The 18,834-nt window shown below is 71.1% G+C and carries 19 protein-coding genes and 1 pseudogene; 9 read left to right on the forward strand and 11 right to left on the reverse strand.

Going from position 1 to position 18,834, the window contains the following annotated elements; genetic code table 11:
* Nucleotides 1-287 precede the first annotated feature (287 nt).
* From ACWEN3_RS05300 to ACWEN3_RS05320, 5 genes are all read right to left on the reverse strand, one after another.
* Nucleotides 288-920 (reverse strand): RNA polymerase sigma factor, encoded by a 633-nt coding sequence (locus ACWEN3_RS05300; RefSeq protein ID WP_452965896.1) that lies wholly within the window; start codon nucleotides 918-920, stop codon nucleotides 288-290.
* A gap of 292 nt (nucleotides 921-1,212) precedes the next feature.
* On the reverse strand, nucleotides 1,213-1,629 hold the full coding sequence (locus ACWEN3_RS05305) for a hypothetical protein (protein ID WP_452965899.1): 417 nt from the start codon (nucleotides 1,627-1,629) through the stop codon (nucleotides 1,213-1,215).
* Nucleotides 1,630-1,769: 140 nt separating this feature from the next.
* Entirely contained in the window at nucleotides 1,770-2,333 is a 564-nt protein-coding gene (locus ACWEN3_RS05310; protein WP_452965901.1) for a hypothetical protein, read from the reverse strand.
* A 90-nt stretch (nucleotides 2,334-2,423) separates the two neighbouring features.
* Nucleotides 2,424-3,122: a DUF4328 domain-containing protein gene (locus tag ACWEN3_RS05315; protein WP_452965905.1), complete on the reverse strand. Its 699-nt coding sequence runs from the start codon at nucleotides 3,120-3,122 to the stop codon at nucleotides 2,424-2,426.
* 112 nt (nucleotides 3,123-3,234) lie between these two features.
* Nucleotides 3,235-4,851: a beta-N-acetylhexosaminidase gene (locus tag ACWEN3_RS05320; RefSeq protein WP_452965909.1), complete on the reverse strand. Its 1,617-nt coding sequence runs from the start codon at nucleotides 4,849-4,851 to the stop codon at nucleotides 3,235-3,237.
* A gap of 154 nt (nucleotides 4,852-5,005) precedes the next feature.
* Between ACWEN3_RS05320 and ACWEN3_RS05325 the strand changes: the two genes are divergently transcribed.
* The 7 genes from ACWEN3_RS05325 (at nucleotide 5,006) to ACWEN3_RS05355 (ending at nucleotide 10,509) form a co-directional block, all read left to right on the forward strand.
* Nucleotides 5,006-5,575, forward strand: a complete 570-nt coding sequence (locus tag ACWEN3_RS05325) for a 2-oxo-4-hydroxy-4-carboxy-5-ureidoimidazoline decarboxylase (RefSeq protein ID WP_452965912.1) — start codon at nucleotides 5,006-5,008, stop codon at nucleotides 5,573-5,575.
* A 197-nt stretch (nucleotides 5,576-5,772) separates the two neighbouring features.
* Entirely contained in the window at nucleotides 5,773-6,153 is a 381-nt protein-coding gene (sdhC, locus tag ACWEN3_RS05330; RefSeq protein ID WP_452965915.1) for a succinate dehydrogenase, cytochrome b556 subunit, read from the forward strand.
* A gap of 5 nt (nucleotides 6,154-6,158) precedes the next feature.
* Complete coding sequence (locus ACWEN3_RS05335) at nucleotides 6,159-6,638, forward strand: succinate dehydrogenase hydrophobic membrane anchor subunit (protein ID WP_452965918.1); 480 nt, start codon at nucleotides 6,159-6,161, stop codon at nucleotides 6,636-6,638.
* A gap of 19 nt (nucleotides 6,639-6,657) precedes the next feature.
* Nucleotides 6,658-8,412 carry a succinate dehydrogenase flavoprotein subunit gene (gene sdhA / locus ACWEN3_RS05340; protein WP_452965921.1) on the forward strand — a complete coding sequence of 585 codons (1,755 nt, stop codon included), beginning with the start codon at nucleotides 6,658-6,660 and terminating at the stop codon, nucleotides 8,410-8,412.
* A complete protein-coding gene (locus ACWEN3_RS05345; RefSeq protein ID WP_452965924.1) occupies nucleotides 8,412-9,191 on the forward strand; it encodes a succinate dehydrogenase iron-sulfur subunit in 780 nt (259 codons plus the stop codon). Before sdhA ends, ACWEN3_RS05345 begins: the two co-directional genes overlap by 1 nt.
* 103 nt (nucleotides 9,192-9,294) lie before the next feature.
* The gene (locus ACWEN3_RS05350) at nucleotides 9,295-9,705 is read left to right on the forward strand and encodes a VOC family protein (RefSeq protein ID WP_452965926.1); all 411 of its coding nucleotides are present in this window, start codon (nucleotides 9,295-9,297) and stop codon (nucleotides 9,703-9,705) included.
* 48 nt (nucleotides 9,706-9,753) lie between these two features.
* The gene (locus ACWEN3_RS05355; RefSeq protein ID WP_452965928.1) at nucleotides 9,754-10,509 is read left to right on the forward strand and encodes a TetR family transcriptional regulator; all 756 of its coding nucleotides are present in this window, start codon (nucleotides 9,754-9,756) and stop codon (nucleotides 10,507-10,509) included.
* Here the strand turns inward: ACWEN3_RS05355 and ACWEN3_RS05360 are convergent, their stop codons facing one another.
* The 3 genes and pseudogenes from ACWEN3_RS05360 to ACWEN3_RS05370 form a co-directional block, all read right to left on the reverse strand.
* Entirely contained in the window at nucleotides 10,510-12,069 is a 1,560-nt protein-coding gene (locus tag ACWEN3_RS05360) for an ABC transporter substrate-binding protein (protein WP_452965930.1), read from the reverse strand.
* 198 nt (nucleotides 12,070-12,267) lie between these two features.
* Nucleotides 12,268-13,618: pseudogene (locus ACWEN3_RS05365) on the reverse strand (metallophosphoesterase).
* A 73-nt stretch (nucleotides 13,619-13,691) separates the two neighbouring features.
* Nucleotides 13,692-13,931 carry an SCO4848 family membrane protein gene (locus tag ACWEN3_RS05370; RefSeq protein WP_452965932.1) on the reverse strand — a complete coding sequence of 80 codons (240 nt, stop codon included), beginning with the start codon at nucleotides 13,929-13,931 and terminating at the stop codon, nucleotides 13,692-13,694.
* A 91-nt stretch (nucleotides 13,932-14,022) separates the two neighbouring features.
* Between ACWEN3_RS05370 and ACWEN3_RS05375 the strand changes: the two genes are divergently transcribed.
* Entirely contained in the window at nucleotides 14,023-15,255 is a 1,233-nt protein-coding gene (locus ACWEN3_RS05375; RefSeq protein WP_452965935.1) for a D-alanyl-D-alanine carboxypeptidase family protein, read from the forward strand.
* On the opposite strand, the gene ACWEN3_RS05380 is transcribed toward ACWEN3_RS05375, so the two are convergent.
* Nucleotides 15,203-16,114 (reverse strand): YihY/virulence factor BrkB family protein, encoded by a 912-nt coding sequence (locus ACWEN3_RS05380; RefSeq protein WP_452965938.1) that lies wholly within the window; start codon nucleotides 16,112-16,114, stop codon nucleotides 15,203-15,205. The genes ACWEN3_RS05375 and ACWEN3_RS05380 overlap by 53 nt on opposite strands.
* A gap of 160 nt (nucleotides 16,115-16,274) precedes the next feature.
* Between ACWEN3_RS05380 and ACWEN3_RS05385 the strand changes: the two genes are divergently transcribed.
* Nucleotides 16,275-17,009, forward strand: a complete 735-nt coding sequence (locus ACWEN3_RS05385) for a decaprenylphospho-beta-D-erythro-pentofuranosid-2-ulose 2-reductase (RefSeq protein WP_452965981.1) — start codon at nucleotides 16,275-16,277, stop codon at nucleotides 17,007-17,009.
* 10 nt (nucleotides 17,010-17,019) lie between these two features.
* On the opposite strand, the gene ACWEN3_RS05390 is transcribed toward ACWEN3_RS05385, so the two are convergent.
* Both ACWEN3_RS05390 and trpS read right to left on the reverse strand, forming a co-directional pair.
* A complete protein-coding gene (locus ACWEN3_RS05390; RefSeq protein ID WP_452965941.1) occupies nucleotides 17,020-17,595 on the reverse strand; it encodes a 2'-5' RNA ligase family protein in 576 nt (191 codons plus the stop codon).
* Nucleotides 17,596-17,766: 171 nt separating this feature from the next.
* Nucleotides 17,767-18,780, reverse strand: coding sequence for a tryptophan--tRNA ligase (gene trpS / locus ACWEN3_RS05395; protein WP_452965943.1), 1,014 nt, complete (start codon nucleotides 18,778-18,780; stop codon nucleotides 17,767-17,769).
* Nucleotides 18,781-18,834 lie beyond the last annotated feature (54 nt).

The following is an 18,834-nucleotide window of genomic DNA, read 5'->3' on the forward strand; positions in this document are numbered from 1 at the left end:
CGGCCCCGGGGTCGACGCCGTCCGGGCGCAGGACCGCGCCGAACCGCGCCTCGAGGTCCGGGATCCCGAAGTCCGCGTCCGCGTCCGCGTGCCGGGAGGTGGGGAGGGTGCCGTCAGGGTGTGCGCGCCGGCGGCCGGGCAGCCCCTCGCCGCTGTGCCGTTCACCCATGTCCGCTACCGTCCTCGTTCAGTCCGTCCGGCGTGCCGGATGCGCGACCGCACGGCCGCCGTCCGGGAGCGGGGGCCGGTGGTTCCTCCGTATGCATACGGCTCGCGCCCGGTGCCGTTCATTTCGACCCGCCCAGCGTCCGGGGGCCGTGGTCCGTCACACCCGCGTCGGCCGGTTCCGGGACGCCCAGTTGCCGGGCGAGGCGTTTCAGGCCGCGGTAGGCGGCCGTGCGGACCGCGCCGGGGCGTTTGCCGAGGGCGCGCGCGGCGGACGGGCCGTCGAGGCCGACGACCACCCGGAGCAGTACGGCCTCGGCCTGGTCCCGGGGCAGCGCGCGGACCAGTTCCAGCGCCCGTTCGGTGGACAGGGACTCCAGGGCCTGCTCGTGGGTGCTGTGCGGGCCGGGCAGCTCCAGCACGTCCTGGTCGAGCGTGGTCGCCCGGGGCCGTGTCCGCCTGCGGCGCAGATGGTCGAGGGCGCGGTGCCGGGCGATGGTCGCGGTCCAGCCGCGGAAGCCCGCGCCGTCGCCCCTGAACCGGCCGAGGTCCCGGGCGATCTCCAGCCAGGCGTCGGAGGCCACGTCCTCCGCGTCCTCGCCGACGATGCCGCGCAGATAGCCGAGGAGGCCGGGCTGCACGATCCGGTAGGCGACCGCGAAGGCGGTCTCGTCACCGTCCTGGGCCCGCGCGACGGCCGCGCCCAGCTCCCCGTCCCGCGGTTGCAGGCGGCGGGGGTCTCCACCCTGGACCAAGACCGTCCTCGATGTGCCGAGTTCATGGCCACCGCGTGGCGCGTGCCCCGCGGTGCGACACGCTCCGGCCGTGTCTCCGCCTTCCACGGTCATCAGCGTCGGCTCTCACAGAAGTGTCACAGCCAAGGCCGCAACGGCTCGTGACGATCCACCAGAACCGTGCGCCGTACAAGTGCCGCCTGTGGCAGGTGGTGTCATCGTGCTGGTCTTCGGGGGTGGGGTGGTCGAGTCCTCGCAGAACCCATGCGTGCCGACCCCGCCCGGGCCCCTCCGGCGAGCGGGCCGCGGCCGGTCAGGCGGCGGCGGTGGCGTCCCGGCACAGCAGGCGCAGCGAGCCCTGGCCGCCGAAGCAGCGGCGGGCCTCCTCGACGGGGTCCCAGAGCCGGCCGTCGGGGGTGCGCACCCAGTGCTCGCCGCCGGTCGCCCACCACTCGGCACCGGTCTGGCGGACGATCACCTCGCCGGCGTAGGCGCCGAGGCCGCGCAGCACGCTCTCGACCGCCGCGTACGGGGGCCCCTCCCGGGCTATCTCCTCGATCATTCGGTCCACCCGCCACAGGCTCTGCGCCGTGTAGTCGAGCCGCACCCGGGCGCCCTCGCGCATCGTGGCGACCGCGTCCGCCGCCCACCGCACGGGCTTCGCCGCCGCGTGCGGCCTGGTCTCCTGCCGTTCCGACCCGTCCCGGGCCGGTGTCACGTCGACTGTCACATAGGGAAGAGCGAGCCGGGCCGGACTTCCGTCACCGGAAATCGAAACGTTTCGGCAACTGCCTCAGGACCGCCCCACGTCCACCGCGAGACAGGCACAGGACCCCCGCTCGCGGAGGGGTTTACCCGCGAGTAGGGGGCTCACGCGCCGGGTTCGGCGGTACCCCGGGCCCGGCGGGAGACCACCGCGCGCAGCACCCGGCGCCCCTCCACGGACAGGTCCAGGGCGCGGCGCAGGCCCTGCGCGCCGTGGCCGGCGAGCAGTTCGAGGACGGCGATCTGGCGGCGCAGCTCGGCGGCGACGAGCGGGGGCAGGTCCTCGGTGTCGCCCGCGCGCCCGGCGTCGAGGCCGGTGTCCGAGGCGCCGTCGGCGGCGGGGTCGAGCAGGCGGTGGACGCGCAGGGAGGCGACCGAGCAGGCGTCGGCCCAGGGCCGCAGGGCGTCGGCGGTGCGCTCGGCCGGGGCCGCGTCCAGCATGCGGCGCACCAGCAGTGCGGCCTCGTCGTCGGGCTGCCCGGCGTCGAGCGCGTCGCGCGCCTTCTCCAGGTGGGCGCTCCAGTCGGAGCCGTCGGCGAGGCTTCCCCACAGCGGACGGAGCAGCTCGTCGTCGCCGCCGAGCAGGGGCAGACACCGATCCAAACACGCCAACCCGCCGGCGGCCAGTCCGCGTTCGTCGGCCTGCACGATCCGTTCCACCAGGCTCATGAAGTCTCCCTCGCCAGGGCGCCGACCGGTACGGAGCCCGCACTTCCCCTTACTGCGTGCAACGGCGTGGGAGTGTCACAGCAGCACTTTTCAGCCAAACAGGGGGCCGGACGCCGGGCCCAGCCGGGCCTTGCGGTCCTGCATCCGGGTCAGCAGGACGACCACGACGATCGCCAGGGCGGCGGCCGCGGTGTCCAGCCCGTCGGAGAACAGCATCAGCCCGGCGGCGTCGCGCAGTTCGGCCGGAGTGCCGGCGTGACTGTAGCTGGTGTACGCGATCCGGCCGGCGAGGATGCCGAGGAGCCACAGCGTCCACCAGGCGTTGACCGGCGCGCGCCCAGCCCGCATCCCCCAGGGAGCGCTGGCGTCCCAGACGTCCACGACGATCCGGCGCGGGAACCACAGGTTGACGACCGGGCAGAACCAGCCGCCGATGGTCCAGCCGCGGCCCATGCGGTGCCCGTCCGGCCTGAACACCTCGGCGTTCGCGCGCACCCGCCACAGCCAGCACAGGTAGACGACGGCCGCGGCCGCCAGCGCGAGCCCGTAGGCGAGGCCGGACGCGCCGTAGAGCGTGTCGGCGCGATCGGCCCGGTGCAGCACGCCGGCGCCGGTGGCGCCGTCGGCGAGTTCGCCGGCGACGTTCAGTTCCATCAGGTCCGCGAAGCAGGAGAACAGGTCGGTCGCGACGACCAGACCGAGCAGCACGGCAGCAGCCCGGCCGAGCCCCACGGGCGAGCGGAGCGCGGCACCGGGCACGAACGGCGGTGCGGGCATGGGTGACGTCATGAAGAGCTTCCCCCCGGGATGACGATGACGGCGGACGTGCGGCCTTCCCCCGGCCGCACGCACGAGCACCGGAACCTACGGCCGGACGCCGTCGTACGTCCACTCGATTCCGTCAGCCCAGCCGGTCCGCCAGCGCCTTGAAGTCCGCCCAGGACAGCGTGGGGGCGCCCGGGTCCCACAGCTTCTGCACGGTGGCCCGGAGCGGCATCCGGATGCCGGCGGCGACCTCCGCCTCCGTCTGCGCGTTCGGGAAGTCGCACCAGACGGCGAACGACCCGCCGAGGATCTGCCCGTCGTACTTCTCCGGTACGGCGGTCGTGCCGCGCAGCACGCGCGGGTTCCACTGCTCGTAGATGCGCCGGCCCGTCGGGTAGACGAACGTCTGCGGCTGCCCGAGGACGTAGTAGAGGAACTCGTCGTTGTGGTTGAGCACCTTGCGGCCCGCGCCCAGGTAGTCCACCGGCTGCCGGGCGCCGATCTCCTTGCCGGTCCAGTAGGCGACCTGGAGGTCCCCGGCGGGCGGCACGGAGCTGCCCCGGTAGAAGCCGTCGTTCCAGGCCCGCATGGTCTTCGCGTGGGTGCGGACGGTGTCGGCGCGGTCGTTCAGCCAACCGGTGGCGAGGTCGGAGACGGTGCCGCCGGAGCCGTACTTCTGCCGGGCCGCGGCGGCCAGCTGCGGGTAGGAGGCCTGCGGGTCCCGTACGGTCAGCGCCTGGTACTCGTCACCGCCGAGGTGCCACCGGCCGCCGGTGAAGAGCCCGGAGTACTCGTTCAGCAGATCGTCCACGAGCTTCGCGGAGGCGGGCTTGGAGATGTCGATCGCGCCCTTGGTCGCCACCCCGCTCGCGTCACGCAGCTGCAGGTCGGGGTGGGCGGCGAGGACCGCGCCGAGATGCCCCGGCGAGTCGATCTCGGGGACGACGGTGATGTGGCGGCTGTCCGCCAGGTCCACGATCCGCCTGACCTGCGCCTTGGTGAGATGGTCCGCGGAGACGATCTCCGGGTGGGTGCCGGACTCGATCCGGAAGGCCTGGTCGTCGGAGAAGTGCAGCCCCAGCTCGTTGTACTTCAGGTCCCCCAGCTCTCGTATTCGGTCCTCGATCCAGGTCTCGCTGAACGGCTTGCGCGCGATGTCCAGCATGAATCCCCGCACCGGCTTGGCCGGCTCGTCGCGCACGACCCCCTCCGGGGCCGTCCCGCCGCCGTGGACCTCCTGCTTCAGCGTCCGGGTGCCGTAGAAGACGCCCGCCTCGCCGGGGCCGCTGATGTCGACCCGGCCCCCGCGCACGGTCATGGTGTACGACTCCTGGTTACCGCCCCCGCCGAGCGAGAGGCGCACGTCGCCCGCCCGCGCGTCGTTCCTCCGCCCCCCGTAGGAGATGCCCAGCTCTCCGGCGATCAGCCGCCCCTCGTCGGCCAGCTTGGGATCGCTCACCACCACGCGGTCGCTCTTCTGCGGCCGCCAGCCGGGCCCGCGCGCCGCGGTGTGGGACCGTACCGCCGGTACGGTCCGCGGCGCCCGGGACAGCGGGTACGAGCGGCTGGGCGACGGACTCGGCATGCCGGGCCCGCCGGAACCGGCGGCGGCCGGCCGCGCGACTCCCCCGTCGGCCGACGCCCACACACCGACCCCCGTGCCGAGCGCGACGGTCCCGACGACCGCCGCGGCCACCGCTGTCCGCTTTCGTTTCTCCTGCTGCGCCGATGCCCGGCGCCTGTGCTGGGTCACCGGGCCAACCTACGGCCGATCGCCGCCCCACCCGTCACTCGCCCGCTCCGAAACTCTTCCGTACGGGTGAATTCCGGGCATCACGCGGACACAGAGTGACCACTCTCGATAACCTGACGACACACCTTTCACAGCATCCCCTGCCACACCACATGTGACTCGAGGACCTACGCTGCCCGCCCACCGCCTTCCCTACCTCCCCTCACCCTTCGACGCCTTCAACGTCGCACCCGCCGACGAGGCCCACGCCCTGCTCCTGCACTGCCTGCGCAGCCTGCGCTGGTCCCGCCGGGTCGCGGACCACCGCCCCTATCCCGACCTGGGGGCCCTGCTGGCGGCGTCGGACGAGGCGGCGTACGACCTGTCGCCGGCGGACCTGGCGGAGGCCCTGGCGGGCGAGTGCCTGCCGGAGCTGCCGGAGGACACCTACTCGGCGGCCCACATGGCCCTGAGCGCGGCCCACGCGGCCTACGAGGCTCGATTCGGACATGCGTTCGTCATCTGCCTGGACGACACCCATCCGGACGAGACCATCGACCGCATCCTCGATCGCATCCGGTCACGATTGGCGAACGATCCGGAGGAGGAACGGGTCATAGCGGCCGAGGAGCTCCGGCGCCTGGCACGAGGAAGGCTGACGGTCCGCCTGAGGGGCGCGGGACCGCATCCGCAGGCGGCTCCGTCGCGGGGCGGCGACCTGTCCGAACGCACCCGCAGTCGGTAAATGACAGGACAAGCCACCCCTCGCGGTGCCCGGCCCCTCACCCATCCGGTGCCAGTTTGATCACACAAGGTAGGCCCCCCGTAAAGCACAGCCCAGCGCATGGCTACGATGCTGGGGGCCGGTGGACCGTACCCGGCCGGGCCCGACCGACAGTGAAGCCGGCGCGGCCCTAGTCCCCGCTCCCGGAGGGTTCTTCCGTGCCGGCTGGAACGCTGTACCGCGGCCGGGAAGGAATGTGGTCCTGGGTGGCTCACCGAGTCACCGGCGTCCTCATCTTCTTCTTCCTGTTCGTTCATGTGCTGGACACCGCTCTCGTGCGTGTCTCCCCAGAGGACTACGACAAGGTCGTAGCCACGTACAAGACGCCGATCGTCGCGCTGCTGGAGTACGGCCTCGTCGCCGCCATCCTCTTCCACGCGCTCAACGGCCTGCGCGTCATCGCCGTCGACTTCTGGTCGAAGGGCCCGCGCTACCAGAAGCAGATGTTCTGGGCCGTGATGGGTGTCTGGGTCGTCCTGATGGTCGGCGCGATCTACCCCGTGCTCGGCCACGCCGTTCGTGTCCTGTTCGGGAGCTGACGCCGATGTCCACCACTGAAACCACCGCGTCCGGCGTCGGCCCCGTCGAGGGCGCCGGTTACGACGTAGACAACCCGGCCCCGTTCATCGAGGCCCCGCGCATGCGCACCAAGAAGACCCCGAAGTCGACCCGGGGCAACTTCGAGCTGGTGGCCTGGCTGTTCATGCGCCTGTCCGGCATCGTGCTGGTCGTCCTGGTCATCGGCCACCTGTTGATCCAGCTCGTGCTGGACGGCGGCGTGTCCAAGATCGGCTTCGCCTTCGTGGCGGGCCGCTGGGCGTCCCCCTGGTGGCAGGTCTGGGACCTGCTCATGCTGTGGCTCGCGATGCTCCACGGCGCGAACGGCCTGCGCACGGTCATCAACGACTACGCCGAGCGGCCGGCCTCCCGCATGTGGCTCAAGGCCCTGCTGTACACCGCCACGGTGTGGACCATCCTGCTGGGCACGCTGGTGATCTTCACCTTCGACCCGAACATCCGCTAGGCACGGGGCTGCGAGAATCATGAAGATCCACAAGTACGACACAGTCATCGTCGGCGCCGGCGGCGCGGGCATGCGCGCCGCCATCGAGGCGACGAAGCGCAGCCGCACCGCAGTGCTGACCAAGCTCTACCCCACCCGCTCCCACACGGGCGCCGCGCAGGGCGGCATGGCCGCAGCGCTGGCGAACGTGGAGGAGGACAACTGGGAGTGGCACACCTTCGACACGGTCAAGGGCGGTGACTACCTGGTCGACCAGGACGCCGCCGAGATCCTGGCGAAGGAGGCCATCGACGCCGTCCTCGACCTGGAGAAGATGGGCCTGCCGTTCAACCGGACCCCGAACGGCACCATCGACCAGCGCCGCTTCGGCGGTCACTCCCGCAACCACGGCGAGGCCCCGGTCCGCCGGTCCTGCTACGCGGCCGACCGCACCGGCCACATGATCCTCCAGACGCTGTACCAGAACTGCGTCAAGGAGGGCGTGGAGTTCTTCAACGAGTTCTACGTCCTGGACCAGCTGATCACCGAGGTCGACGGCGTCAAGAAGTCGGCCGGCGTGGTGGCGTACGAGCTGGCGACCGGCGAGATCCACATCTTCCAGGCGAAGGCCGTGATCTACGCCTCCGGCGGCACCGGCAAGTTCTTCAAGGTGACGTCGAACGCCCACACGCTTACCGGTGACGGCCAGGCCGCCGTCTACCGCCGGGGCCTGCCGCTGGAGGACATGGAGTTCTTCCAGTTCCACCCGACCGGCATCTGGCGCATGGGCATCCTGCTCACCGAGGGCGCCCGCGGTGAGGGCGGCATCCTGCGCAACAAGGACGGCGAGCGCTTCATGGAGAAGTACGCTCCCGTCATGAAGGACCTGGCGTCGCGTGACGTCGTGTCCCGCTCCATCTACACGGAGATCCGCGAGGGCCGCGGCTGCGGTCCCGAGGGCGACCACGTCTACCTGGACCTGACGCACCTCCCGCCGGAGCAGCTGGACGCCAAGCTCCCGGACATCACCGAGTTCGCGCGCACCTACCTCGGTATCGAGCCCTACACGGACCCGATCCCGATCCAGCCGACCGCGCACTACGCGATGGGCGGCATCCCGACCAACGTCGAGGGTGAGGTCCTGTCGGACAACACCACCGTCGTCCCGGGTCTGTACGCGGCCGGCGAGGTCGCCTGTGTCTCCGTGCACGGCGCCAACCGCCTCGGCACCAACTCGCTGCTGGACATCAACGTCTTCGGCCGCCGGGCCGGCATCGCCGCCGCCGACTACTCCCACACGGCGGAATTCGTCGAGCTGCCGGAGAACCCGGAGACCTTCGTCGTCGAGCAGATCGAGCGGCTGCGCAACTCCACCGGCAACGAGCGGGTGGCCACGCTCCGTCGTGAGCTGCAGGAGACCATGGACGCGAACGTCATGGTGTTCCGCACCGAGCAGACGATCAAGACGGCCGTCGAGAAGATCGCCGAGCTGCGCGAGCGCTACAAGAACGTGGCGATCCAGGACAAGGGCAAGCGGTTCAACACGGACCTGCTGGAGGCCATCGAGTTGGGCAACCTGCTGGAGCTGGCCGAGGTCATGGCCGTCTCGGCGCTGGCCCGCAAGGAGTCCCGCGGTGGCCACTACCGCGAGGACTACCCGAACCGCGACGACGTCAACTTCATGCGCCACACCATGGCGTACCGCGAGGTCGGCGCCGACGGCTCGGAAACCGTCCGTCTCGACTACAAGCCGGTCGTCCAGACCCGCTACCAGCCGATGGAGCGTAAGTACTGATGGGTACCCCTGTTCTGGACAAGGCGGACGCGGCCGGCCAGCCCGAGCCCGGCTTCGCCGACTCCCCCTACATCACGGTCACCTTCCGGATCCGCCGGTTCAACCCGGAGGTCTCGGCCGAGGCGACCTGGGAAGACTTCCAGCTGGAGATCGACCCGAAGGAGCGTGTCCTCGACGGCCTCCACAAGATCAAGTGGGACGTCGACGGCACCCTCACCTTCCGCCGCTCGTGCGCGCACGGCATCTGCGGCTCGGACGCGATGCGGATCAACGGCAAGAACCGTCTTGCCTGCAAGACCCTGATCAAGGACATCAACCCCGAGAAGCCGATCACGGTCGAGCCCATCAAGGGCCTGACGGTCCTGAAGGACCTGGTCGTGGACATGGAGCCGTTCTTCCAGGCGTACCGGGACGTCATGCCGTTCCTGATCACCAAGGAGACGAACGAGCCGACCCGCGAGCGGCTGCAGTCCGCCGAGGACCGCGCGCGCTTCGACGACACGACGAAGTGCATCCTCTGCGCGGCCTGCACCTCCTCCTGCCCGGTGTTCTGGAACGACGGCCAGTACTTCGGTCCGGCCGCGATCGTGAACGCCCACCGCTTCATCTTCGACAGCCGTGACGAGGCGGGCGAGCAGCGCCTGGAGATCCTGAACGACCGCGACGGCGTGTGGCGCTGCCGCACGACCTTCAACTGCACGGACGCCTGCCCGCGCGGTATCGAGGTCACCAAGGCGATCCAGGAAGTGAAGCGCGCGCTGATCACGCGCCGCTACTGATCTTCCCGATCACGCCCGAGGGCCCTGTCTTCCGATCCTCCGGAAGCAGGGCCCTCGGGCGTTTTTGACGGAGTTCCGCCGCCCTCGGCTCTAATCTGACGACATGTCAGACAAAGAGTCGTACGAGCTGCTCGGCTTCGACAACGTACTGCTGCCCGTCGGCGACCTCGCGGAGGCGACCGGCTTCTACGAGCGGGCCGGGTTCACCGTGGGGTTCCGCCTCGACGAGGCCGGCATCGCACTGCTGAAGGTCGGGGGCGAGACGCCCGGGATCCTGCTGCGGGCGGAGCCGGAACTGGGCCGCCGGACCCCGCCCTGGCCCTCGCCGCGGGTCTGGCTGGAGGTGCCGGACGCGCGGGAAGCGGCACGCAGGCTCGCCGCCGCCGGCATCCAGGCCCTGGACGAGGTGTTCCGGGGGGCCACCGGCTGGACGGTGGAGATCGCCGACCCGTGGGGCAACGTCATCGGTCTCACGGACTACACCAAGCGCCCGGAGCTGGCCCGCAGGGGCTGAGACGGCCCGTTCGGGCGGTGCCCGCGGCACTCGTTAGGCTCTTCTACCGTGCCCGCGAAGAACGACGGTCCCGAGGCGGCCGGCCCCCACAGCAGCAAGTCCGAGCAGACCCGCGCGCTGATCCTGGAGACCGCGATGCGGCTGTTCCAGGAGCGCGGGTACGACAAGACGACCATGCGGGCCATCGCCCAGGAGGCCGGGGTCTCCGTCGGCAACGCGTACTACTACTTCGAGGGCAAGGAGCACCTGATCCAGGGCTTCTACGACCGGATCGCCGCCGAGCACCAGCAGGCGGTCCGGGAGATCCTGGACCGGGAGACCGACCTGGAGGCGCGGCTCGCGGGCGTGCTCACCGCATGGCTGGACATCGCCCGGCCGTACCACGAGTTCGCGGTGCAGTTCTTCAAGAACGCCGCCGACCCCGACAGCCCGCTCAGCCCCTTCTCCCCGGAGAGCGAGCACGCCCGCGAGCAGGCGATCAGCGTGCACCGGGAGGTCCTGGCCGGCTCGAAGTCCAAGGTCGCGCCCGAACTCCGGGAGATCCTCCCTGAGTTGATGTGGCTGTCCCAGATGGGCCTGGTCCTGTACTGGGTCTTCGACCGTACCGAGGACCGCGAGCGCAGCTACCGGCTGGCCCGGCGCGGCGCCCGCCTCACCGCCCGCGGGGTCGCCCTGGCCCGCTTCCGGGTGCTGCGCCCCCTGGTCCTGGAGATCCACGAGCTGTTCACGGACTTCCTGCCGGGCATGACGAGGGTGCTGCCGGACCCGGGGGCCAGGGGACGCGACGGGCAGCGGACCGGCTGATCAGATCCAGGTCAGCCGCCACAGGCGGAACACGCCCGTGCCGTCGTCCAGGTACTGGCCGCCGCCCACGTCCTCGGTGGTGACCACGTACTCCTTGGCCTGCCACAGCGGGATCAGCGGCACGTCGGTGGCCACGTCCGCCTGGATGTCCCGGAAGTCGTTCGCGGCACGGCTGCGGTCGGCGAACTGCTGGCTGTGCAGGATGAGCTGGTCCACGAGCTTGTTGCTGTACCCGGTGCTCATCGTGGAGCCGGTGCCGACGAGCGGGGCGCCGAAGGTGTCCGCGTCGGGGTAGTCGGCCACCCAGCCGACCGCCCACGCGTCCATCTTCCCGGCGGCCCAGCGCTTCTGGAAGTCGGTCCACTCGTAGCCCTGGACGTCCACCTGGAACAGGCCGCTGGCCTCCAACTGCCGCTTCAGCGCCGCGGCCTCCTGCTCGCCCGCGCCCCGGCCCTTGCCGTAGCCGAAGGTGAAGCGCACCGGCAGGCTCACTCCGGCCTCGGTGAGCAGTCGGCGCGCCTTCGTCACGTTCTGCGTGGAGTAGTCGTCGAAGAAGGACGTGGTGTGGCCGGTGATGCCGGCCGGGATCAGCGAGTACAGCGGGTCGACCGTGCCCTGGTACACCGTGGCGGCCAGCTTCTCGCGGTTGACCAGCCAGGCCATGGCCCGGCGCACCCGCACGTCGTGCAGTGGGGAGTTCGCGCGGGTGTTGAGGTACAGGTTGCGGGTCTCGGAGCTGTCGGACACCGAGACCCGGTTGTTCGGGTCGCTCGGGTTCAGCCGGGACAGCGTGCCCGGCGGCAGCGTCCGCGACGCGACGTCGATCCGCTTGGCCTTCCAGGCGCTGTCGAGCTTGTCCGAGTCGGCGTAGTAGCGCAGCTCGATCGGGCGGCCGGTGCCGCTGAGGTAGCCCTTGTAGTGGGCGTTCGGCGCGAGGTCGGCCTGCTTGTTCTTGGTGTACGAGGTCAGCGTGTACGGACCGGTGCCGTCGACCGCCGAGCCGGTGCGCAGCGCGCGGGCCGGGTACCTGTCCTTGTCCACGATCGAGCCGGCGCCGGTGGCGACCTTCAGCGGGAAGGTGGCGTCCGGGGACGACAGGTGGAACGTGACCGTCCGCGCGCTGTCGGCGGTGACCGAGGCGAGCGTGGAGAGCAGGGACGCCGGGCCGACGTCGGAGTTGATCTTCTTGACCCGGTCGAAGGAGTACTTGACGTCCTCCGCGGTCATGGTGCGCCCGCTCGGGAAGGTGATCCCGTCGCGCAGCGTGCACTGGTACGTCTTCAGGCCGCTGCCCTGGAACCCACAGTGCTGCGCCGCGTCCGGGACCGGTTCGACCCCGTCCGGCTCGAAGGTCAGCAGGGTCTGGAAGACATTGCTGAACAGGGCCCAGGAACCGGCGTCGTAGGCGCCGGCCGGGTCGACCGCGGTGACCGCGTCCGTCGTCCCGACGGTGATGGTCTTGTTCTTGTTCTCCTGCGACGGCAGCAGCTGCCAGCCGCCGACTCCCACGACCGCCAGTACGAGCAGTGTCATGAGAATCCGCATGCGAACAGATCGCATGGTGGTGCCCTCCCCAGGCCTGTGAAGGCCCTACCCCTGGCCCAGCACGAATCCGCCACTCCCCTAAGTGGCGCGGCTCACCTAATCACACGGGTTTCACCTGGGGGAAGGGCTTTCTGACCAGATGTGGAAGAACTTACCGAGGCGTTGTTTCCTCCGGGTTTCACAGCTTCTCCACAAGTGTGGGAGCGGTCCCGGTCAGGCGCGTGCGGCGGCCAGTTCGATCACCGTGACGTCCGACGGCGCCCCTACACGCGTGGGCGGGCCCCAGGCGCCCGCGCCCCGGGTGACGTACAACTGCGTGTCGCCGTAGCGGTCGAGACCGGCGACGGTCGGGTTGAAGGCGGCCGCGACGAGGTTGCCGGGCCAGAGCTGGCCGCCGTGGGTGTGACCGGAGAGCTGGAGGTCGACGCCGTACCGGACGGACTGGTGGATCTGCACCGGCTGGTGGGCGAGCAGCACGCACGCGCGTGCGGTGTCCCGGTCGCCGAGCGCCCTGCCGAAGTCCGGGCCCTGTCCCTCGCTCTCGCCCTGCAGGTCGTTGACCCCGGCCAGATCGAAGTACGGCAGCTCGGTGCGGGCGTTCTCCAGCGGGTGCAGGCAGGGTGCGCACCTCCTCGACCCACTGCTCGGCGCCGGAGAAGTACTCGTGGTTGCCGGTGACGAAGTACGCGCCGCGCCGGGCGCTGAGCTGGGCGAGGGGGGCCGCGGCCGGACCCAGGTCCTTGACGCTGCCGTCCACCAGGTCGCCGACGACCGCGATCAGGTCGGGCTGGGTGGAGTTGACGGTGTCGACGACCCGCTGCGCGAAGCTCCGGCCGAGGATCGGGCCCAGGTGGATGTCGCTGACGACCGCGATCCGGAAACCGTGTGCCGCGCGCGGCAGTTTGGCCAGCGGCACGGTGACCCGCTTCACCCGCGGACCACGCAGCACGCCGTAGGTCCCGAACCCCACGGCCGCACCGGCCGCCACCCCACCGACGACCCGCGAAACGAACAGCCGCCGACTGAAAACGGCCTCCACCCCGGGCCGACCGGCCAATTCGGCGGGCTCGGACGAGATGGGCTCGAATGAGGTGGGCTCGGACGCGGCGGGGGCGGGCCGCTCCGGCGCCCTCCACCCGGGGTTGGCGGGCTCGGGCGCGGAGACAGCGGGCTGCGATGCGGCGGCGGCCGGAGGCTCGGACTCGGGCGACTCGGACGCGGCGGGGGCGGGCGGCTCCGGCGGTCTCCCGGTGGGCGCGGCGGGGGCCGTCTGCTCCGGCGCGGGCTGCTTCGACGGCTTCTGAGGGGGCGTCCGTGGGGGGCGGGGGCGTAGGGCGTGGTGCAGGAGTGGGCGTACCGCTTCTGTCGCCAGGGCCGCCAGGAGCAGGTACAGGGCGAGGGCCATCCAGAGGTAGCCGGGCCAGGCCAGGGTGCGCTGGAGCCAGAAGGGGGCGCCGGAGCGCTCGGCGGCCATCAGGACCGGGCCGACGACGAACACCGCCGTGCCTGCCCGGCGGGCCCCGCTCCGGGCGCGGGTGGTGTCCCGGACCAGGCGCCGCCACACGTACCGGTGCAGGGCCGCCACGACGGCCAGGGCGACGAACGCGAGGACGATGACCACCCCGACCGGCCCTCCGCTATGACGTCCGGCGCAGTGCGCGCACTCCGCGCAACCCGATGACCCCGATGACCGTCCCCAATACGAAGGAGACGATCGCCAGCAGCAGGTGGACCCAGAAGTACGCGGTCGGGTGACCGTCGTGGAAGGCGAGACCGCTGCCGTCCTTGACCAGGTTCTTGACGAAAGTGATCCAGATGAACCAGCTCCACACCCCGAAGGCGAGCAGGAACCAGGACACCGGGCGGCTGAGCTTCATGGCACCAGTATCGCCGCCGCCTGTCCGGTTCCGTGTCGGGGGTGGGGCGGGACGCGGGACTTCACAGCCCTCGGCAGGTACGTTCTCGACCGTGCCCGCACCCAAGAAGACCGGTCGGCGATCACTGCTGGTCACTTCCGCCACTCTGCTGTCCCTGTCCGTGTCCGCGCCCGCCGCCCTCGCCGCCCCCACCCCCAGGACGAGCCCGCCGGCCACTCCCCCTGCCGTGATGTCCACCGTGGGCGGCACCCGGCTCGGACAGCCCGGCACGCAGGTGAACCTCGCTCCCGGTGTCCCGGTGCTGCCGAAGGACCTCACCGCACGCTCCTGGATCGTCTCCGACGCCGAGTCGGGCGAGGTGCTGGCGGCGCACAACGCGCACTGGCGGCTGCCCCCGGCGAGCACCCTGAAGATGCTGTTCGCGGACACCGTGCTGCCCCGTTTCCCGGCGACGATGGAGCACACGGTGGTGCCGGCGGACCTCGCGGGCATGGGCTCCGGCTCCAGCATCGTCGGGATAAGGCAGGGCCACAGCTACTCCGTCCACGACCTGTGGCTCGGGGTGTTCCTGCGCTCGGGCAACGACGCCGTGCACGTACTGGCGCACATGAACGGCGGGGTCGACCAGACCGTCAGGGACATGCAGGACCACGCCGACGAACTGCGGGCCATGGACACGCACATCGTCAGCCCCGACGGCTACGACGAGCCGGGCCAGTTGTCGTCGGCGTACGACCTGACGCTGTTCGCCAGGTCCGGGCTGCAGAAGAAGGACTTCCGCGACTACTGCTCGACCGTGCGGGCCAGGTTCGAGACCGGTGAGATCCAGAACACCAACCGGCTGCTGAGCGGTGACAGCGACGTCCCCGTCTACCAGGGCATCGCGGGCGTGAAGAACGGCAACACCACCAACGCGGGCGCCACCTTCACCGGGGTCGCCGAGCGGAACGGCAAGGTGCTGCTGGTCACCGTGATGAATCCGCAGAAGCACGAGCACAACGAGGTCTACCGGGAGGCCGCGAAGCTGCTGGACTGGGGCTTCCAGGCGGCCGGCAAGGTCGGCCCGGTGGGCGAGCTGGTGGCGCCGAAGAACGCCGCGTCCGCCTCCGGCGCGCCCAGCGCCGCCCCGGCACAGGCGGGTTCGGTCACCGGCGGCTCCGGCTCGAAGCCGGTGGCGAGCGCCGCCGCCGGGTCCGGGTCCGGCGGCATGGGCACCGCCCTGGCCGTCGTGGGCGGGCTGCTGGTGCTGCTCGCGGGCGGGGTGTTCCTGATCAACCGCCGGTGGCCGCTGCCGGATCTGATGCGTCGTCGGCCGCGGTCGTGAGGGCGCGCTCCTTGCTCCGCGTCGCCGTCCAGGCGGCGCAGTAAAGGACGAGTTTCGCGGTGAAGTTGATCCACAGCAGCAGCGCCACGGGGACGCCGAACGCGCCGTACATGCTCTTCGCGGCGACGCCCTGGATGTAGCCGCTGAGCAGCAGCTTGAGCAGTTCGAAGCCGATCGCGCCGAGCAGCGCGGCCACCAGCAGGCGGCGGCGCGGCGGCTCCACCCCGGGCAGCAGGGTCAGGACGTAGAGCAGGACGAGGAAGTCGGCGAGCACCGCGACGGCGAACGCGGCGACCCTCAACAGCGCGGTGCCCCAGCCGTGTTGGGCGAGGCCGAGCTGCTCGGACACCTTGCCGACGGCGGCCGAGGCGAGCGTGGACGCGGCGAGCGTGAGCAGCAGGGCGCCACCGAAGCCGATCAGGATGCCGGCGTCCTTGACCTTGGCCAGCAGCGGGTTCTGCTCCTGGTCGGGCAGTTCCCAGACGGCACGCAGGCAGTCCCGCACCTGGCCGACCCAGCCGATGCCCGTGAGCAGCAGCGCGGCGCCCGCGATGACGCCGACGGTGCCGGCGTTCTGGACCAGGGAGGTGAGGTCGAGCTGGCTGGAGACGACGCCGGGGAACTGCTCGGAGATCTTGTGCTCGACGTTCTTCTGCTGGGCCGTGCTGAGGGTGGCCGCGGTGACGGCGGCGGACACCGTCAGCAGCGGGAACAGCGCCACGAAGCTGACGAAGGTCATCGCCGCGGCCAGCCGGGCCCACTTCACCCGGTCCAGCCGCTCGTACGACCGCCACGCGTGAGTCGTCATCAGCCGGGTCACGATCGGCCCGATGCCGGGCAGCGTCTTCAGCCAGTCCATGATCCGTCCCTGCCCTCGCCCCGGAAGTCCCATGTGCGGGTACCCCGGAACCCCGCGACGGCGGCCTGGTGAGTCCCGCCTTCGGGTGACGTTTCCGCGAACCAGGTGACGTTTCACGACCAATAGCGCATATACGGGCGATACGGTCACCTGCATGCCTGTGAAGGACGCCTCCGGCCTCCCCCAGTCCCTGCTCGTCCTCGGCGGCACGTCCGAGATCGCGCTCGCCACCGCCCGCCGGCTGATCGCCCGCCGGGTCCGCACGGTGTGGCTGGCCGGCCGTCCCTCGCCCGCCCTGGACGAGGCCGCCGGGGGCCTGCGCGCCCTCGGCGCGGACGTCCGCACGGTCGGCTTCGACGCCCTCGACCCCGAATCCCACGAGAGCGTCCTCGGCAAGGTGTTCGCCGAGGGCCGCGTCGACACGGTGCTGCTCGCCTTCGGAGTCCTCGGCGACCAGGCCCACGACGAACGCGAGCCCCTGCGCGCCGTGCGGGTCGCCCAGACCAACTACACGGGGGCCGTCTCCACGGGTCTGGTCGCCGGCCGCGCCCTGCAGACCCAGGGCCACGGCTCCCTGGTGGTCCTGTCCGCCGTCGCCGGCGAGCGCGCCCGCCGCGCCGACTTCATCTACGGCTCCAGCAAGGCCGGCCTCGACGCCTTCGCGCAGGGCCTCGGCGACGCCCTCCACGGCACCGGCGTGCGCGTGATGGTCGTACGCCCCGGACCCGTCCGGGCGGAGGGGCCCCTCACGACGACCCCGGAGGCGGTGGCCACGGCGATCGAACTGGGCCTGCGCAGACGCTCGGAGGTGGTGTGGGTGCCGGGAGCGCTCCGGCTGGTGATGGCCGTGCTGCGGCACACACCGCGGGCACTGTTCCGGCGCTTCCCGCTGTAGCGCTCCGGCGCTACGAGACCGTGCTGCGGCCGACCCCGCGGAGCGCCTGCGGCGGCACCACGGATCCCCCGAACGTGTACTCGCGCAGCTTGCGCCACACCGCGTCCGGGCCCTGCTCGTAGAGCGCGAACCCGGTGCACGGCCACTCGGCGTCGAAGCCGGCCAGTTCCTCGAAGGCGCGGTCCATCGCCGTGTCCTCGATGCCGTGCGCCACGGTGACATGCGGGTGGTACGGGAACTGCAGCTCGCGCGCCACCGGCCCGGAGGCGTCCCGGACCCGCTGCTGGAGCCGGGTGCAGTCGTCCGCGCCCTGGACGATGCGGACGTAGACCACCGGGGACAGGGGCCGGAAGGTGCCCGTGCCGAAGAGCCGCATCGGGAAGGGCCGGCCGGCCGCGGCGATGCTGCTGAGGTGCGCCTCGACGGCCGTCAGCGCGGTCTCGTCCACCTCGGTCGGCGGCAGCAGGGTGACGTGCGTGGGGATGCCGTGAGCCGCGGCGTCGCCGAAGCCCGCGCGCCGCTCCTGGAGCAGGCTGCCGTGAGGCTCCGGGACCGCGATCGACACGCCGATCGTTACGATCCCCACGTCGTCTCCTGTCGTCGCGTCTGTCGTCTTCTCGGCCGTCTCGTCGGGGCCGTCGGATATCGACTGTACGGCCACGGATGTCCTGTGGGCAGGCGCAGCGGAAGTGATGTGCAGCGCTCTGCCCACCCGGACGTGTGAACGGTCGTGCGCCTCAGCGCCCGTCCGTGCTCCTCAGTGCTTCGCCGGCAGGAAACCGACGCGCTCGTACGCCTGGGCGAGCGTCTCCGCGGCGACCGCGCGCGCCTTCTCCGCGCCCTTGGCGAGGATCGAGTCGAGCGTCTCGGAGTCGTCCAGGTACTGCTGCGTGCGCTCCCGGAACGGCGTCACGAACTCCACCATGACCTCGGCGAGATCGGTCTTGAGGGCGCCGTACATCTTGCCCTCGTAGTCCCGCTCCAGCTCGGCGATCGACCTGCCGGTGAGCGTGGAGTAGATGGTGAGGAGGTTCGACACGCCGGGCTTGTCCTGCGCGTCGTAGCGGATCACGGTGTCGGTGTCGGTGACGGCGCTCTTGACCTTCTTGGCGGTGGCCTTCGGCTCGTCGAGCAGGTTGATCAGGCCCTTCGGCGTGGACGCCGACTTGCTCATCTTGATCGACGGGTCCTGGAGGTCGTAGATCTTCGCCGTCTCCTTGAGGATGTACGGCGACGGGATCGTGAACGTCTGCCCGAAGCGCCCGTTGAACCGCTCGGCCAGGTCCCGGGTCAGCTCGATGTGCTGGCGCTGGTCCTCGCCCACCGGCACCTCGTTCGCCTGGTACAGCAGGATGTCGGCGACCTGCAGTATCGGGTACGTGAACAGGCCGACGGAGGCCCGGTCCGCGCCCTGCCTGGCGGACTTGTCCTTGAACTGGGTCATGCGGCTGGCCTCGCCGAAGCCGGTGAGGCAGTTCATCACCCAGGCGAGCTGGGCGTGCTCGGGGACGTGACTCTGCACGAAGAGGGTGCAGCGGTCCGGGTCCAGACCGGCCGCGAGGAGCTGGGCGGTGGCCAGGCGGGTGTTGGCCCGCAGCTCCTGCGGGTCCTGCGGGACCGTGATCGCGTGCAGGTCGACGACCATGTAGAACGCGTCGTGAGACTCCTGCAGGGCCACCCACTGGCGGACGGCACCGAGGTAGTTGCCGAGGTGGAACGAACCGGCGGTGGGCTGGATTCCGGAGAGCACGCGGGGTCGGTCAGTGGCCATGCTCACCATTCTCTCAGGTTGGGAGAGTGGTGGGACACCGATACGACCCCGCGC

The sequence above is a fragment of the Streptomyces sp. NPDC004561 genome (assembly GCF_053602155.1).